The sequence below is a fragment of the Oceanobacillus sojae genome (genome assembly GCF_900162665.1).
Lineage (GTDB): Bacteria > Bacillota > Bacilli > Bacillales > Amphibacillaceae > Oceanobacillus > Oceanobacillus sojae_A.
This window is the reverse complement of record NZ_LT727810.1, coordinates 233,774-249,385: the sequence shown is the minus strand read 5'-3', so window position 1 is coordinate 249,385 and position 15,612 is coordinate 233,774. Positions and strand designations below refer to the sequence as shown.

The following is a 15,612-nucleotide window of genomic DNA, read 5'->3' as shown; positions in this document are numbered from 1 at the left end:
ATAGAGTGCATGATGATTTACCCAAAAACTTAGGAAAGGTGGTGAAAATGTGAAGAAAATATGCGCTTTGCTTGCTGTTTCTCTGTTTTTCTTTTTAACCGCCTGTTCTCAGGAGGCAAGTGAAGAAGAGATTGTTGAAAATGTACTGAGTTCTCACCGTGACGTCAATCAATATGCAGCGAATTTTAATATTAATACATCTGATGTCGCAAGGACGATCAGTCATAATATAGAAGTAAATTTAACAGAAGATCCTGCTGCCCTGCATCAAGTTTTAACTGTTGAAGAAGACGGCGAGGAAACATCTGTCAATACTTACCGTGTAAATGATGAAATTTATACGCAAGAAGAGGGCAGCCCCTGGGTCAAGAGAGAAGCAGAAGATGACGAACCTCTATTCACCCCTTCCTATAAAGATGTTGTTTCTATTCTGGAAAATGTAATTGACTATGCTGAATTCGATTCCGAAGGCGGAACATATACCTTTAGTTATGAGGGCTTTGAGCGTGAAATTTATGAAGCATTTGAAGGTCCATTCAATATATTATTGGGCGGCGGCGATATCGCTGATGAGGATATGTCTTTGGATTTTACCTTTGAAGTAAACAAGTCTGATTACTATATTGAGGGTTTAGAATATAACCTCTCTGTTGAGAATGAGACTGGCACTGTAAATATAAATATTCAGGTCAATTATGATGACATAAATGATATCGATGAAATAGAGGTACCTGACGAAGTGATGGAAGAAACGTCTTGATTTATAGATAATCTGCCACAGACAATACGTCAGCTAACATATGGTCAGTTCTTATAAAAATATATGAAGAACAAAAGAACCGCTTCGCAATCTTTTTAAAGTGAGATTGCGAAGCGGTTCTTTTTATTATTTAATTCGTCACAGATTTCGAAATAGCCCGGTCAGGTTTATAAGGATCCATATCCAGCTCCATATCTTCATTTAAAATCTGCTTTGCTGCCAGCTTCCCGGCATATGGGCCCATCGTTAATCCGGAACGGCCGAGCCCATTCACTATATAAAGATTTTCAACCTCATTCATCGATCCAATTAAAGGTAATCCATCCTTGCTCATCGGCCGGAATCCAATCCGCACCTCTTTCAGTGTTCCATCCTCTAATCCAGAAGCTACATCCAGAGCAGCTTCTAAGACATGGTTAACACCGCCGGCGGTCAAGCGATAATCAAATCCTGAGCCATCCTCTCTTGTTGCCCCGGCAACAATTCTCGAATCATCAAATGCCAGCATATAATGACTCGACTGCGGCAGTATAACCGGCCAATCAGCCGTATCCTGACCCGGGAGGGAAATATGCGCAATTTGTCCCCGTTGCGGTTCAATAGCCAAATCTATTCCTAACGGCTTTAGTTGCTCCGGCGCCCAAGCTCCTGTGGCCGACAATACATTATCTGCAATTATATCCTCTCCATTTACATGTACGCCGGACACCTTTTGATTTTCGACTATTAGGACTGCTTCACCCTCAATAAATCGTGCGCCATTTTTTATAGCCGCCCGTTTCATAGATTCGCGCAGTAATCTGCCGTCCATTCGGGCAGCTCCTGATACATAGACTCCTTCTAAATCATCCGATAATGCCGGAAATCTTTTTTTCGCTTCTTTATGATCTAATCTTTCAATCTCTCCAAGCTCTGGAGCTTCCTGCTGCTTTTCGCGAACCTGACGCTCAATCTCATCTAACTCAGGTGAATTATTACTGACACTTATCGCGCCAACCTTCTTATAACCTGTATCTGTTTCCCCATCTTTTTTCAATTGTTCTATCAATTCAGGGTAATATAGCGCCCCGCCTTTTGCAATTGCATACCAATCGGAATCTTCCACATGCGAAATCCAAGGACAGATAATCCCGGCTCCTGCAGAGGTTGCTTTCCCTTCTTCCGGGCGGTCTACCATAATAACTTCAACGCCTTGTTTTACTAAATAATACGCTGCACTTGCACCGGCAATTCCTGTACCAACAACAATTGTTTTCACTTTATTTTCCTCCTCAAACCATATGTAGCTAATAAAATTCACATTATTTTCTGCTTATTTAAGTATATCATTTTAAATTTAAAAGAACGAATCGTTTTTACTTATTATGAAATCATTACCATTAATTCATCCACAAAAACACGGCATCCTCTACTCAAAGAAGATGCCGTATCTTTTCCATTTATTAATTAATCCATATGCGACCCGCCATTAATATCAATATCCTCACCCGTAATATAAGATGCTTCATCAGATGCCAGGAAAGCAATGGTAGATGCAATTTCACTTGTTTCTCCCGGGCGTCCAAGAGGAATTCCATCAATTACTTTTGCTGCATCTGCTTCAGGAAGTGACTTCCAAATTTCTGTATTAACCAGACCAGGCGCTACAGAGTTCACTGTAATACCATCTGTTGCAACTTCTCTTGCAAGGTTTTTAGCGAATCCCAGTACAGCTGCTTTGGAAGCTGAATAATGCGCTCCGCCAAAGACACCGCCTCCTCTTTTCGCAGATACAGAGGAAAGATTGATAATACGGCCAAAATGCTGTTCTTTCATTGGCTTTAATACTGCCTGTGAGCAGAGGAACAATCCAAACATATTCACACTGAAAATTCGCTGCATATCTTCTAAAGTCATATCCTCTACTGTTACTTTTTGTGAGATACCTGCATTATTTACTAGAATATCAATGCGGTCGAATTCTGATAATACTTTTTCAATCATCGCATCCACAGATTCCTTGCTCGTTACATTAAGCTCTACACCTAACGCTTTTGCTCCAGTATTTTCAACAGCCTTCACTGTATCCTGAATACCTTCCACATTTAAATCAGCGACGACAATTGATGCCCCCTGCTCTGCCAATTTGAGGGCGATATCTCTGCCAATTCCTTTTAATGATCCGCTTCCTGTTACAATTGCTACTTTATCATTTAATTTAAACATGTTTTTTCCTCCTGCTTTTAACGCTTCATACGTTGCTAAATTTTATTTTTTATTGATATAGCCTAATAGGTTATAAGAATAGTAATGTCAACTGTGGTATCACGGCAATCAAAGCCAGACCGAGCAAAATGACAAAGAAGAACGGTACTACTGCTCTTGCCAGAACCGGCATACTTAAGCCCGACAGTCCTGATCCCACAAATAAATTCACTCCTAATGGCGGTGTGATAAATCCGATTGCCAGTGTAACGATTATGACAATTCCAAAATGAATCGGATTCATGCCAATTTCTAATGCCACTGGATATAAAATTGGAGTAAAGATAATAACTGCTGCAGATGTATCAATAAAGCAGCCAATGATTAACAGCATAATAATAATCATAATGATAATTACAATACTATTTTCAGAAACAGATAAGAATCCTTCTGCAAATGCCTGTGGAATTCTCTCCATCGATAGAATCGTTCCAAACGCGTTTGCTGTTCCAATAATAATTAATATTGCTACTGAACTTAATGCAGCATTTCTGAAAATGACATGCAGGTCTTTAAACTTGATGGACTTATGCAGGAACATACTTACAAACAAAGCATAAACTACAGCAATTACTGCCGCTTCTGTCGGTGTAAAAATACCTCCATAAATACCGCCTAAGATAATAATTGGTACAAGTAAAGACCACTTCGCTTTATTAAGAGCCTGGAATAATTTTTTGAAGCTGAATGATTCCCCAGTGCCAACATAGCCTTTCTTTTTCGAATAGATAAATGCCCATACCAGAATTAATGCGCCAATCACTAATCCCGGAATAATTCCGCCAAGAAATAAATCTCCAATTGATTCATTAGCTGATATACCGTAGAGAACCATCGGTATACTTGGAGGGATAATAATTCCTAATGAACCTGCCGCTGCAATTAATGCTGTAGCAAACTTTTTATCATATCCTTCCGCAACCATTGCCGGGATCATAATACCTCCAATTGCTGCAACTGTAGCCGGACCAGAGCCGGAGATAGCCGCAAAAAACATGGAAGTTATAACAGCCGCCATTGCAAAGCCGCCGGTAAATCGGCCGACAAAGACATTCGCTAAATCAAATAAACGATTGGATATTCCGCCTTTTCCCATTATTTCTCCGGCAAGTATAAAGAACGGAATGGCCATTAAAGCAAAGTTATCTGTAGATGTAATTAAACCCTGCGACAGGAAAGTAATAGATATATTTGCCGAATACATTGCTGTAACAAGGCCGGCAATCCCCAATGCAATCCCGATAGGTACAGTAAGCGCCATAAATAAAAAGAAGGTGCCAAATAAAATAAACGGTGTCATACTGTTTTCTCCTCCTGACTCGCTAAGGACTCTTTTCTGTCCAGATTCTTAAAGTCCTCGTTCCGCTTAACAGATCGATAATCTTTTAAGTCGTATGCCATATTTTGCAGCAAACGAATGGAAGTTAAAATCATACCGACAACCGGAGCCAGGTATACCCAGAATAGCGGGATTTGTAATGCAGCCGATGTCCTTGTCACTCTGGCAACAATATCAATCCCATAATAAGTCATTACTAATGCGAAGATAAAAAAAGAAATATTAGCAATCATAGCGATGATTAATCTTCCTTTTCGCTGAAAAAGCATTGATAAAGCATCTACCCCTAAATGCTTATTCCGCTTCACTCCATAGCTTACCCCAACATAAATCAGCCAAATAAATGCATATCTGGCGATTTCCTCAGACCAGGCCAGCGAGTTTCCGAAAACATAACGCATGACTACCTGCAGAAAAATAACAACTACTGTAAAAGCGCTTAAAAAGACAAGAATATATTCTTCCAAATGCTCATCCAACCAATTTAGTATTTTCATGATTTCCCCCTCACCCTACTCTGTCGCCTCTAAAATCTGATCTAAGAGTTCGCTTCCATAGCTTTTTCTAAACTGCTCATAAACCGGCTCGCCCGCTTCTTTAAATGCTTCCACATCTGGATCCTCAATTACTGTCATACCTTGTTCCTTTAAATCTTCAATCATTTTTGCTTCGTTTTCCTGTAATAAATCACGATGGAATTGAGCAGTCTCTGATGCACTTTCTTCAATAATCTGCTGTTCCTCCGGCGTTAATGACTGCCAAAACTCTTCGCCAATTGCGACTGGAAGAGGTGAATATTGATGGCCTGTAAGAATGAGGTAATCCTGAACCTCATTTAATTTATTGGCGTAAGTGTTTGCCACAGGATTCTCCTGCGCATCAATTGTTCCTTGCTGCAAGCCCATGTACACTTCACCAAAGGACATCGGTGTCGGATTTCCTCCAAAAGCTGTAAATGTTCTTAAAGATATTGGAAACTCTGGGGTTCTAATTTTTACCCCTCTTAAATCAGCAGGTTCTTTAATCGGTTTATTTGCCGTAATATGACGGAAACCGTTTTCAAAGTAAGCAATGATTCTCAAATTATCCTCTAACAATGGTTCAGCTGCTAATCTCCCTACCTCACCATCCATTGCGTCCCAGGCCTGTTGATGCGTTTCAAATAGATACGGAAGCTCAAGCACACTAATTTGCGGATTATACTGGCTGTATGCACTCGCTGCTACCATCTGTAAATCATTTAATGAAACGCTTTCAACCATCTCAGACTCTGACCCTAGCTGGTTATTCGGATAGACAAGTACTTCCATATGCCCTCCGGATCTTTCTTCTACTAGTTCTTTAAAATGCATCACTGCAGTATGTCTTTCATTTGTCTCGGCAGCATCATGTCCAAACCGAATCGTAATCGTATCATCTGTCAAAGCATTACTCGTCGTAAAAAATGAAACAACAATTCCTACAGCTAAAGCAACAATGGCAAAAACCGTTATATTTCGAACTATTTTCACTTCTTTACCCCCATCTCCTGTTCAAGCAATTTAAAGTTTTTATTACTTTCATCACAAAATAAAATGTGCTTATTCTGTAATCTATCTTCATCCTCAGCAAGACATTTTCAAACAGATATCAGCAATCCATTTTACGATGAAGATAGATTGTTATTTTAACAATGCAGATAAGCACATTCTATTTACTCTCTGTTATAAAGGATGTTCAAAAAGTCCAATAAAGATGACACTGCGAATTTCTTCGTTGACTAGCTTTTTCCGATACTCACGTATTATAATGCATACGCTCCGTTCGTAAAAAGCTAGTCGCCTTGAACTTCTTGGTCCTATTTATCGGCCTTTTTGAACACGTACTTATAAAGGGTTAAAGTAATCCCTCTGCTGTGTTCACGATATTTTCAACAGTAATTCCATTGATTTCTAATAATTTTTCATACGGTGCGGATTCACCAAACCTGTCCTGCACACCAATTCTTCTTACTTTAGTGTTACCTTCTTCAGCAACGACATCACTGACAGCACTGCCCAATCCGTTAAGGATATTATGATCCTCTACCGTCACAATCTTACCGATTTTCGTACATTCTATAATCGCTTCACGGTCTATCGGCTTTATAGTATGCATATCTAAAAGCTTCACGGAAATACCCTTGCTTTGAAGAATTTCTGCCGCCTCTAATGCCAGGCAAACCGTGTCCCCGTTCGCAATAATCACTACATCATTTCCCTCTTTTAATTGTTTTGCTTTACCAATCTCAAACTCTTCATTCTCATCATAGATTACAGGAACCTTATCTCTGGTAAAACGAAGATAAACCGGGCCATAAATTTCAGCAGCCTGTCTGACCAGCTTACGGGTAGCGTTATAATCAGCTCCCATAATGACTCTCATATTAGGAATCGTCCGGTATACCCCCATATCTTCAATTGCCTGATGACTTCCGCCGTCATTTGCCGGTGTTAAGCCGCCATGAGAACAAGCAATTTTCACATTAAGATTTGGGTAACAGACTTCTTGACGAACCTGCTCGGCCATACGTAAAGATCCGAATACAGCATATGTGCTGATAAATGGAATTTTACCGGTTGTTGATAATCCGGCAGCCAATCCAGCTGCATTTTGCTCTGCAATCCCAACATTGACATGCTGCTTAGGAACCGTATTCATAAATTTCGTTGTTTTGCAGGAACCGCCAATATCCGCATCGACAACCATAATATCTTTATTTTCTTTTCCCAGTTCTGCAATTTCATCACCAAAGGCTTCTCTTGTTGCTTTTTGCTCGTAAGGTGCTTTATTTAAAACAATCATGCATTTAACCCCCTTGCTAATTCTTCCATTGCTTTGTCATACTCTTCTTCATTTGGAGCTTTACCGTGCCAGCCGACAACATTTTCCATAAAGGAAACGCCTTTTCCTTTGATGGTATTACATACAATGATTTTGGGTTTACCATCTTTTACATTCTTCACTTCATCCAAAGTCTCCAGGATTTCCTCCATCGAATGACCATCAATACGCTTTGTCGTAAATCCAAAAGCCTCAAATTTCTTTTCTAAATCAAGATTTGGCATAATTTCATTTGTTGGTCCGTCAATTTGTAATCCATTATCATCCAGAAAAACGATTAAATTATCCAATTTATACTTCACTGCTGATTGCGCTGCTTCCCAAATCTGCCCTTCTTGCGCTTCACCATCACCGATAACAGCAAAAACACGATAATCTTTTTCATCTAACTTCCCTGCTAATGCCATGCCTGCTGCACAGGATAGTCCCTGTCCAAGAGAGCCAGTAGAGATATCTATTCCAGGACATTTCTTAGAATCCGGATGCCCTTGAAATGGAGATTTATATTCTCTTAATGTTTTAACCGTTTCCATTGGCACGAAGCCTCGATGTGCCAATGCTGCATATTGGATAGGAGCAACATGCCCTTTCGACAATACAAAGCGGTCACGGTCCGCCCACTCAGGATCTTCCGGATTTACATTCATCTCCCGGAAATATAAAGCGGTTACGAAATCAGCCGCTGACAGAGATCCACCAGGATGTCCGGACTGTGCATGGTAGACCATTGTTACAGCCGTTTGTCTTAATTGAATAGCTTGTTCTTTAAGCTCTTCTACTGTGATATTACTCACTATCATCACCTCAAAATATTTATTTAAAAATCTAATTCTTTATCCCTCGCTAATTCACAGAAAAAAATATTTTCCTTTAAGGTTAATCGTTTAACCTTTTCTTGCATTATATATTGTAAGCGGAATCATGTCAATGATAAATTTTTGTCACTACTTTAATACGGCTCTCCTATAAAACAGCATGAATTCGGTTATGAAAGGACACGGAGGAAAAGTTATGAAAAAGAAGCAACTATCATGATGAATGAATTGAAAGGAGTGGATTATAATTTGTTATTTGAAAAAAACAAAGAAAGGAAGGAATATAAAGAAAAAACGATTAACCTTCTTTCGTTTAATTTAGCTGATAGTATCCTATTATTGCTAGCTCTTGGAGACATTCAATATCTGCACAAGTACACAGTAGAAGAATTTCCAATTGTAATGATAAACTGCACTGAAGAGTCTATCAAGGATATTCCAACAGGTAAATGATGCCAGATAATAATTAATAAGCTTGGTCTTCAGTGATAACGGCAAAAAGGAAGGCTGTAACCATCAAAATGGTGCTTACAGCCTTCCTTTTTGTTGTATAGGTTATATTTACTACAAAAAGAACATAATCTATACCTTCGCGTTTTTATTCTTAACTGCAAAAAAGTCCAATACAGCTATCTCCTTTTATAATCTGCTTTATAAACTGTATATACCTCCACTTTATCAACTATTTAATAATTATTAAATTTTTCAAATAATAATAATAATTCTACTTTATTTATTAATTTTAATGTGATAAAATATTTTCATATCATACATAATATGTTAATAATACATACCACAGGAGGGTTTTAATGAGTCCATGTTATAAAATAACCGACAAAACCATGGCAATATTACCAGTTGGATCACCCAAAAACACATCAAAAGTCTTTGAATCGGATCAGAAAAAAACGCTTACTTTCAAAGAAATGCCCTTATCAATTATCGAAAAGAACTGCCTGAGATATTTTTCCTCTTATAATGGCAGAAGAGCTGCTGTGCTTTACCACGAACCTAATTATAAAATGAAAACACCGATTCCTATCAGCTCTACCAAAGGAATTATAGCTTTTCCAACTCAAGGCCCCTCCCGAATAGATTGTGCGTGGATTTTTTATAACCATGTTGCTAAAATCGTAAAACGGGAGGGTGGAAGTGCCGTTATTTTTAAAAATGGAACAGAATTATTTCAGCCGGTTTCTAAAAATACTCTTTTCGGTCAACTTGTTCGTTGTCACAACTTAGGACATATGATTGAAAGCAGTGAAGAAAGTGAATCACCCCTTTCTGCTAATTTACTTGATCTTCAGGAGGAATCCATGACTATCCGCATCGGAAAAAATCCTGTCATCAGTTCTAAAAAGTAAATGTTCGCTAAACCATATCGCCGTGAACAAATCTCATAACAAGACAATCACTTGCTGAGAAAAGCATTTTAAATTATTCGACTACCTAAGTATGATTGCTCTTGTTCTGTGTGTTTTTTGCTGTTTTTTAACCATACTTATTTTCCTCGTTCACTCTTCCAAAAGACAGTATATTATCAATAATAAAACTCCGCACCTGCTTCCGATAATAACAATAAGCCAAAATTTTCGTTTCTTCTATTTGCACTACACGAATAATACGCTGTGTTACGTTATTATCTTTACCAAGATAATAAATCATAATTTTATTCTTTTGCTCCATTGCATTTGTTAAGAAACCGATCATTTAATATCACCTCTAAATAAAATGTTAGTTCCTATTTTATTTAGAAATAGTGCTTTTTATGCGGAAGGAAATTACCCTTATTTTATATTAAAAGGTAACTAAAACAGTTATTAAAAAATCCACCTTAAGTCAGTTTCTATCCTTCACCTGACCTAAGATGGATTCTCTTAGCAATATCGTCTATTTCCTGTTACATAATAAGTACAAACCGACTTTTCCTTTGTATCCTCCTGCTTCTAAATAAAAAACTGGCTGTAATCTTTTTCTTTTTCTTTACAGAGATGAACCAGTTTATGTTTATCCGTCACTGTCCGGTTTAAGATATCTAAAAGCATCCGGAGTTTTTGCTTATCCCCATTCACATTTAAATTAATCAGTAAATAATATTCATCTCCCCCAATTTGTTCAGAGCCGTTTTGAGGAAACGAAAAGATTTTAAATGTCTCTTTCTCTGAGGAAAGATGGAGATAAATATGAATGTGTATATCTCCTGGAACTTCTACATGTTCATAATTGCAGCCATTTTGAAAATGAGCTTCAATGGGAAAATGATTGAATTTATACTTCGGCTCTATTTCTTCATACATAATGACAGGCATTTTCTTATTGTAATCGAAGGCATCTAAAAATATATGCTTCAATGAATCCACATACTCGAGTTCCGTCATGCCCTCTTCTGCAAAATAAATCGGAGAATAATGGATATTCATATTTTTACCATAATTCGAGCATAAATAATAATCATAGTTACGATATGCCATCGAATCCAGTTCATATAAAACCTTTGTTTCAATACGCTCAATATAGCCGGAAAAATGATACTGTAAATTGAACTTTAACTGCTGCGTACTCAGTCTGCCATCTATAGCAATAATTGCTAATCTCAGTTTACGGTGAGCCAGTTCAATCCGGTTCAACATCAGTAAGAATGTACTGAAAATCATATGCTCCTCATTTTCAGAGAATGTATAAGCATATTGCTGCTGAAACTGCTGGCAGATTTTTTTCATGACATGCAGCAGAAAAGGATCCTGTTCATTACTATCTCTAATATTCCTATAGCCTAAATCAACGCGGTCGGATACATCAAGCTTTATTTTCATACTGATGGGTATCATGATTTTAAGAAGGTCTTTTAACCATCCCTCGCTATCAAATGTATCAATCTGTAAGTATCCTGATAACTCTTTCAGCAGGAAATTCCGAGTTTCCTCAGCTAACGCTATCAGAGTATCATAATTTTCCACGGTACAATCTTTAAATCGATACAAATCTGTGCTGATAACTGCCATATAAGTTAAAAATTGAATAATATCTTTCGTAAAAGTAAACCCTTCAAATTCTTTCTGTAAGTTTTTTATCAGCTTTTCTACCAGTTCATATTCTTCCGTAGTCTGGTAATCAAATACAATACTTGGCAGCTCAAGGTCTATCTCTTTTTTATTCCTATTTTGATTTCGAAAATAAACTAAATAAATAATAAAGCGCTCGGCATTGATATCTGAAAATACAATTCTTGATTTCGTGATTGTCTCATAAAAAATCTTTCTGATTATCTCCATATCCGACCGGTCACATATAAATAGCTTATTATATTCTGCTATTCCAAAATCACTTGTCGGATTTTTATCAAAATATTTATAAACGCGTATCGTCAGCATAATTTTTTTAAATTGAGCACCCTGAACAAGCATCCCATAATGCGGTCTTACCACAAGAGTCAGATTATAATCAGACATAATTTCCTTTACTCTCTGCAATTCCTTGCTTAATGGATAGCTGACATTCAGTTCATATTGAAGAAACTCTACCTTTACGGGCTGATGTGAGGTTAACAGCCTTCGTAAAATATACTGAACGCGGTTATCAAATTCTGTATCAATCGTTTTCGGCTGATAAATTTGGAAATACTCCTTAATCCGATTTTCATATTCCTTATCCGCAATTTCTAATTTATATCCTTGCGACTGCTTGGATGTAATCAGCAAATCTGCTTTCACCAGCTCTTCTTTTAAAGTACGAATATCATTCTTAATCGTCCGGGATGTCACACCGAGCTCTGCTGCCAGCCGATCACTTGTCATATAGGTTTCTGAACGCAAAAGAAGGAGAAATAACGCCTTAAACCTAGCTTTGCCATCTAAAAACTTAAATTTATTTGACAAGTCTAAATCCATGGTAATCCCTCCTTCCAGTTGCGGTATGAAATTATTCTAGATACATATCCTTCATCGTATCAATCATATCACGGGTTATTCCCAGCTCTTCCATCACATATTTTTCAATAGATCCATACTTTTGGATGATGGTATCAATAGACGTCGCAATAAATTCAGAACGTGTGTCAATAAAAGAATATAAATGCTCCAGAACCTCTTTGTCATCCGTCAATTTTTTATACCCTTCCATTTTCACACGGTTACGTTCCTTGCGATTTTCTTCGGTAAGCATGTAGTCTTTCACCAGATCTTCTTTTTTCACACCAAGAATACCAAGTACAAGCATAGCCCCAAATCCTGTACGGTCTTTCCCGCCGCGGCAATGCTGAAGAACAGCAGGTGCATCTGGATTGGCTGTAATGCACAGCATCTCTCCAAAAGCTTCCTTCGAGTTTTCTTTATTGGCAAACGTGCGATACTGCTCAAGTACTACATCCGCCTGGTTGACCAAAGTACCTTTTTCTTTTTGCTCTATAATTTTATTAATTAAATTAATATCTTCTTTATCCTTCGAAGAGGTAAACTGAGCTGACAGCTCTGCTGCATGTGCTACCGGATCCAACTGATAAGTCTTTATAGAATCGTCAACTATTTTATTTGGATATTTACTGATCTCATCGTCACTTCGATAATCAATGATTGTATGGATATCCAGCTTCTTCAAATAGGCAACACCAGCATCTGTCGCATTATAGATATGATCAGAGCGGTATAACATTCCCCATTTAACTGTTTTCCCATTCTCTGCTTCATATCCTCCCATATCCCGGAAATTATTCATTCCTTCCACCGGAAGCGTTCTCTCACCTATAGTATAAGCTTTATCGGCAGATTTCAAAAGAAAATATGGTCTGTAGTCGACAAAGCCTATATTAACGGAAAAGCTTGTCTCAGATGTTTTTAGTAAAAACTCCGGCTGCATGTCTGCAGGGCTTTTCTTTAAATAGACTGCTACTTCTTCTTCCGCAGTGTCATCCTTCTTGAATAAAAATTTATTGGTTTCAATTTGAGTAACTTCATATTTTTTTCTCATAGTATTATCCTAATACACCTGCCATCGTTAACAGAATAGCTAAAATCATAATTCCTACAATAAGCTGCGGGGCATACTTTCCGTTTGTCCGTTTAAAAATCTTATAAACAGCAAATGTAACCAGCAAGCTAAGAATTCCCGGCATAACCTGATCAATCATTTCTTGAATTTCGATAACGTTATCACCAGCTGTAATCTGGGCATCAATATTAATCTTGATAATACTGGCTATCAAGGCCCCGATAACCATCAGTCCGACTACATTTGCCATGCTGGCCAGTCTTTGCAGGAAGTTCCCGCCTGCGCCTTCAATCATTTGCACACCCTGCTTATATCCAATATGAATTCCATAATATTTCGTACCGACATTGACAGTATTATATAAAAGGAACATCAGAATCGGTCCGATAACACTGCCATTTAAAGCAAGGGAAGCACCAATACTTCCACAAATAGGAAGCCATGTGAATTTCAGAAGGCTGTCCCCTATCCCGGCTAACGGTCCCATTAATCCTGTCTTAATAGCTGTCACTGTTTCTTTCTCCTCTTCGGTGGTTGTTTCTTCTACCGCCGCAGAGACACCCATAATTAAGGCATTCGCATTTACATGACTATTATAGAATTCTAAATGGCGCTTCATCGCCTGTGTTTTCAATTCATCTGGTTTATCAGCATATAACCGCTCTAAAACAGGAGTAAAACTGGATAAAAAACCAATTGCCTGCATCGATTGATAGTTATTTGTCACGTTCATTAATTGCATACGCCAGAAGATTCGATTGAGATCTTTTTTAGTAATCTTATTTTGTTCAGTATGCTCCGTCATAGATCATAATCCTCCTCATCATCGTCAAAATCATCTGAGTCCTTCGATTTTGATTCAGGCTTCGTTTCCTTCTCCCGTGTAGCCAAATCGTAAAGATAAGCTAACGGCAGGGCAATTAAGGTAATTGGCAATACAGATAAATCAAGATAAACGGCAAGTGCAAAACCGGCAATAAGGAAAACCCATAGTTCACCTTTCTTAATCATCATCAGCATCAACAGACCAATACCAACAGCAGGAATAATGGAACCAGCTATGGATAATCCATCCATGATGGAATCAGGCAGTGCTTCTACAGCTGTATCAATCGCACCGGCACCGAAATAAATAGCTAAGAAAGTCGGAACTGCACGGACTAAGAATGCTAAAATCATAGGAACATATTGAATACGAAATACCTTTTTAAAATTCCCCGTCTCTGCAATCCGATTGGCAATCGGGTTCAAGTAGACAATCCCGGAACGATATAAAATTAATAACTGCTGTGCCAGTAAAGAAGTAGGGACTGCCAACGCAACAGCAGTAGCCGTTCCGCCGGAAAGAATACCAAGAGCTGTTCCAATTGCGGAACCTGTAATAATATCCGGTGCAGAATAAGCGCCAACGTTCCCTACACCCATCCACATAACTTCTAATGTTGCACCGATTAACAAACCAGTCTGAAGATCTCCCATAATTAATCCGACAACCGTTGAAATCAACAATGGCCGTCTGATCATTTGTGTACCGATATCATCAATTGCACAGATACCGGCCCAAAGTGATACGAGTAAAGAGGTAACCATTTAGATGACCTCCCTCAAATCTACTTTTTCATCATTTGGAACCATTTGTACAGTAATATTTAAGCCTTTATCAAGTAATTCCTTGAATGCTTCTCTTTCTTCCGGTGTTACAGACAACGCTTTCGATACTTTTTCTCTTCCTTCACGGTAGCGCATTCCGCCAACATTTAAATCCTCAACCGGCACACCATTTTCCACAGCCTCTAAAACATCTTCGCTTGTTGTAAACAGAAGCATTGTACGGCGTGTAATTTTTTGCTTTTTGATAATCTCAGCAAACTTCTTCACAGGAAACGCTCTTACTTTAATTCCTGATGGAGCTGCCATGGTTAAAATATTTTTTTGTGTAGCATCATTTCCAATTTTGTCATTTAATACAACAATTTGTTCAATCTTGTGCATATTCACCCAAGTTGTTACTACCTGTCCATGGATTAATCTATCATCAATTCTACTAAAGCAAATCATCGTCATCGTCTCCTTCTAAATCTTTATTTGTTCTAATGGATAAACCTTGTGCGTAAGCTGCCTGAATAACTTCTTCCAGTGCACTGATTTCTTTCCCGCGGTTCATTAATACCTCCAGTAATAATGGAAGGTTCACTCCTGATGCAATCATCGTATTTTCTCTTGTCAGAAGATTGCTGGCTAAATTAATCGGTGTACCTCCAACAATATCCGTAAGAATCAACAACCCCTTTGAGGTATCCAGGCTTGCTACCTTATCCTCCATTTCTTGTTTAAGGTCATCGAGGTTGTCTACAACGAAAACGCTAATTGTTTCATAGTTTTCCTGCTCTCCTACGATTAATTGCGCGCTCTCTATTGCCGCCTTTCCAAAATCCCCGTGTGTCATGACCAAAATACCAAATCCGTCTGCCATGTTATTCTCCCCTTTCTATATTTTATTTTTGCGTATACTTAAGTGACATCGACTGTTTTTTTACTACGCTTTTATTTTATAACATATGGTATCGTTTTCAATTTCATTATTTTCACTATTGATAATGAAATTTCAC

Annotated in this window: 17 protein-coding genes; 3 read left to right on the top strand and 14 right to left on the bottom strand. The window is 38.1% G+C overall.

Features of this window, described 5'->3' with window-relative positions; translation table 11 throughout:
• The first annotated feature begins 49 nt into the window (after positions 1-49).
• Positions 50-760 (top strand): DUF6612 family protein, encoded by a 711-nt coding sequence (locus tag BN1068_RS04970; RefSeq protein ID WP_077601726.1) that lies wholly within the window; start codon positions 50-52, stop codon positions 758-760.
• A gap of 130 nt (positions 761-890) precedes the next feature.
• On the opposite strand, the gene BN1068_RS04965 is transcribed toward BN1068_RS04970, so the two are convergent.
• The 7 genes from BN1068_RS04965 to BN1068_RS04935 form a co-directional block, all read right to left on the bottom strand.
• On the bottom strand, positions 891-2,018 hold the full coding sequence (locus tag BN1068_RS04965; RefSeq protein WP_077601725.1) for an NAD(P)/FAD-dependent oxidoreductase: 1,128 nt from the start codon (positions 2,016-2,018) through the stop codon (positions 891-893).
• Between the two features lie 188 nt (positions 2,019-2,206).
• Complete coding sequence (locus BN1068_RS04960) at positions 2,207-2,965, bottom strand: SDR family NAD(P)-dependent oxidoreductase (RefSeq protein WP_077601724.1); 759 nt, start codon at positions 2,963-2,965, stop codon at positions 2,207-2,209.
• A 70-nt stretch (positions 2,966-3,035) separates the two neighbouring features.
• On the bottom strand, positions 3,036-4,304 hold the full coding sequence (locus tag BN1068_RS04955) for a TRAP transporter large permease (protein ID WP_077601723.1): 1,269 nt from the start codon (positions 4,302-4,304) through the stop codon (positions 3,036-3,038).
• Entirely contained in the window at positions 4,301-4,840 is a 540-nt protein-coding gene (locus BN1068_RS04950) for a TRAP transporter small permease (protein WP_077601722.1), read from the bottom strand. Before BN1068_RS04950 ends, BN1068_RS04955 begins: the two co-directional genes overlap by 4 nt.
• Before the next feature lie 15 nt (positions 4,841-4,855).
• Positions 4,856-5,854, bottom strand: a complete 999-nt coding sequence (locus tag BN1068_RS04945; protein WP_077601721.1) for a TRAP transporter substrate-binding protein — start codon at positions 5,852-5,854, stop codon at positions 4,856-4,858.
• Positions 5,855-6,218: 364 nt separating this feature from the next.
• The gene (locus BN1068_RS04940; RefSeq protein WP_077601720.1) at positions 6,219-7,166 is read right to left on the bottom strand and encodes a transketolase family protein; all 948 of its coding nucleotides are present in this window, start codon (positions 7,164-7,166) and stop codon (positions 6,219-6,221) included.
• Entirely contained in the window at positions 7,163-8,005 is an 843-nt protein-coding gene (locus BN1068_RS04935; protein WP_077601719.1) for a transketolase, read from the bottom strand. The genes BN1068_RS04940 and BN1068_RS04935 overlap by 4 nt, the downstream gene beginning before the upstream one ends.
• A 231-nt stretch (positions 8,006-8,236) precedes the next feature.
• Between BN1068_RS04935 and BN1068_RS04930 the strand changes: the two genes are divergently transcribed.
• The gene (locus BN1068_RS04930; RefSeq protein ID WP_077601718.1) at positions 8,237-8,473 is read left to right on the top strand and encodes a hypothetical protein; all 237 of its coding nucleotides are present in this window, start codon (positions 8,237-8,239) and stop codon (positions 8,471-8,473) included.
• A 356-nt stretch (positions 8,474-8,829) separates the two neighbouring features.
• Entirely contained in the window at positions 8,830-9,384 is a 555-nt protein-coding gene (locus BN1068_RS04925; protein WP_077601717.1) for a competence protein ComK, read from the top strand.
• 127 nt (positions 9,385-9,511) lie between these two features.
• Here the strand turns inward: BN1068_RS04925 and BN1068_RS04920 are convergent, their stop codons facing one another.
• The 7 genes from BN1068_RS04920 to BN1068_RS04890 all read right to left on the bottom strand — a co-directional run bounded on the left by BN1068_RS04920 (position 9,512) and on the right by BN1068_RS04890 (position 15,476).
• The gene (locus tag BN1068_RS04920) at positions 9,512-9,730 is read right to left on the bottom strand and encodes a hypothetical protein (protein WP_077601716.1); all 219 of its coding nucleotides are present in this window, start codon (positions 9,728-9,730) and stop codon (positions 9,512-9,514) included.
• Positions 9,731-9,966: 236 nt separating this feature from the next.
• Positions 9,967-11,907: a BglG family transcription antiterminator gene (locus BN1068_RS04915; RefSeq protein ID WP_077601715.1), complete on the bottom strand. Its 1,941-nt coding sequence runs from the start codon at positions 11,905-11,907 to the stop codon at positions 9,967-9,969.
• Positions 11,908-11,938: 31 nt separating this feature from the next.
• Positions 11,939-12,982 (bottom strand): tyrosine-protein phosphatase, encoded by a 1,044-nt coding sequence (locus tag BN1068_RS04910; protein ID WP_077601714.1) that lies wholly within the window; start codon positions 12,980-12,982, stop codon positions 11,939-11,941.
• Positions 12,983-12,986: 4 nt separating this feature from the next.
• The gene (locus BN1068_RS04905) at positions 12,987-13,808 is read right to left on the bottom strand and encodes a PTS system mannose/fructose/sorbose family transporter subunit IID (protein ID WP_077601713.1); all 822 of its coding nucleotides are present in this window, start codon (positions 13,806-13,808) and stop codon (positions 12,987-12,989) included.
• Positions 13,805-14,593, bottom strand: a complete 789-nt coding sequence (locus BN1068_RS04900) for a PTS mannose/fructose/sorbose/N-acetylgalactosamine transporter subunit IIC (RefSeq protein ID WP_077601712.1) — start codon at positions 14,591-14,593, stop codon at positions 13,805-13,807. Before BN1068_RS04900 ends, BN1068_RS04905 begins: the two co-directional genes overlap by 4 nt.
• Positions 14,594-15,061 carry a PTS sugar transporter subunit IIB gene (locus tag BN1068_RS04895; RefSeq protein WP_077601711.1) on the bottom strand — a complete coding sequence of 156 codons (468 nt, stop codon included), beginning with the start codon at positions 15,059-15,061 and terminating at the stop codon, positions 14,594-14,596.
• Positions 15,048-15,476 (bottom strand): PTS sugar transporter subunit IIA, encoded by a 429-nt coding sequence (locus BN1068_RS04890; protein ID WP_077601710.1) that lies wholly within the window; start codon positions 15,474-15,476, stop codon positions 15,048-15,050. Before BN1068_RS04890 ends, BN1068_RS04895 begins: the two co-directional genes overlap by 14 nt.
• Positions 15,477-15,612 lie beyond the last annotated feature (136 nt).

Coding starts and splice junctions, on each gene's coding strand:
- BN1068_RS04910 (WP_077601714.1), bottom strand. CDS start 12,982: ATGAGAAAAAAATATGAAGTTACTCAAATTGAAACCAATAAATTTTTA.
- BN1068_RS04890 (WP_077601710.1), bottom strand. CDS start 15,476: ATGGCAGACGGATTTGGTATTTTGGTCATGACACACGGGGATTTTGGA.
- BN1068_RS04925 (WP_077601717.1), top strand. CDS start 8,830: ATGAGTCCATGTTATAAAATAACCGACAAAACCATGGCAATATTACCA.
- BN1068_RS04930 (WP_077601718.1), top strand. CDS start 8,237: ATGATGAATGAATTGAAAGGAGTGGATTATAATTTGTTATTTGAAAAA.
- BN1068_RS04935 (WP_077601719.1), bottom strand. CDS start 8,005: ATGATAGTGAGTAATATCACAGTAGAAGAGCTTAAAGAACAAGCTATT.
- BN1068_RS04920 (WP_077601716.1), bottom strand. CDS start 9,730: ATGATCGGTTTCTTAACAAATGCAATGGAGCAAAAGAATAAAATTATG.
- BN1068_RS04895 (WP_077601711.1), bottom strand. CDS start 15,061: ATGATTTGCTTTAGTAGAATTGATGATAGATTAATCCATGGACAGGTA.
- BN1068_RS04905 (WP_077601713.1), bottom strand. CDS start 13,808: ATGACGGAGCATACTGAACAAAATAAGATTACTAAAAAAGATCTCAAT.
- BN1068_RS04940 (WP_077601720.1), bottom strand. CDS start 7,166: ATGATTGTTTTAAATAAAGCACCTTACGAGCAAAAAGCAACAAGAGAA.
- BN1068_RS04915 (WP_077601715.1), bottom strand. CDS start 11,907: ATGGATTTAGACTTGTCAAATAAATTTAAGTTTTTAGATGGCAAAGCT.
- BN1068_RS04950 (WP_077601722.1), bottom strand. CDS start 4,840: ATGAAAATACTAAATTGGTTGGATGAGCATTTGGAAGAATATATTCTT.
- BN1068_RS04900 (WP_077601712.1), bottom strand. CDS start 14,593: ATGGTTACCTCTTTACTCGTATCACTTTGGGCCGGTATCTGTGCAATT.
- BN1068_RS04955 (WP_077601723.1), bottom strand. CDS start 4,304: ATGACACCGTTTATTTTATTTGGCACCTTCTTTTTATTTATGGCGCTT.
- BN1068_RS04960 (WP_077601724.1), bottom strand. CDS start 2,965: ATGTTTAAATTAAATGATAAAGTAGCAATTGTAACAGGAAGCGGATCA.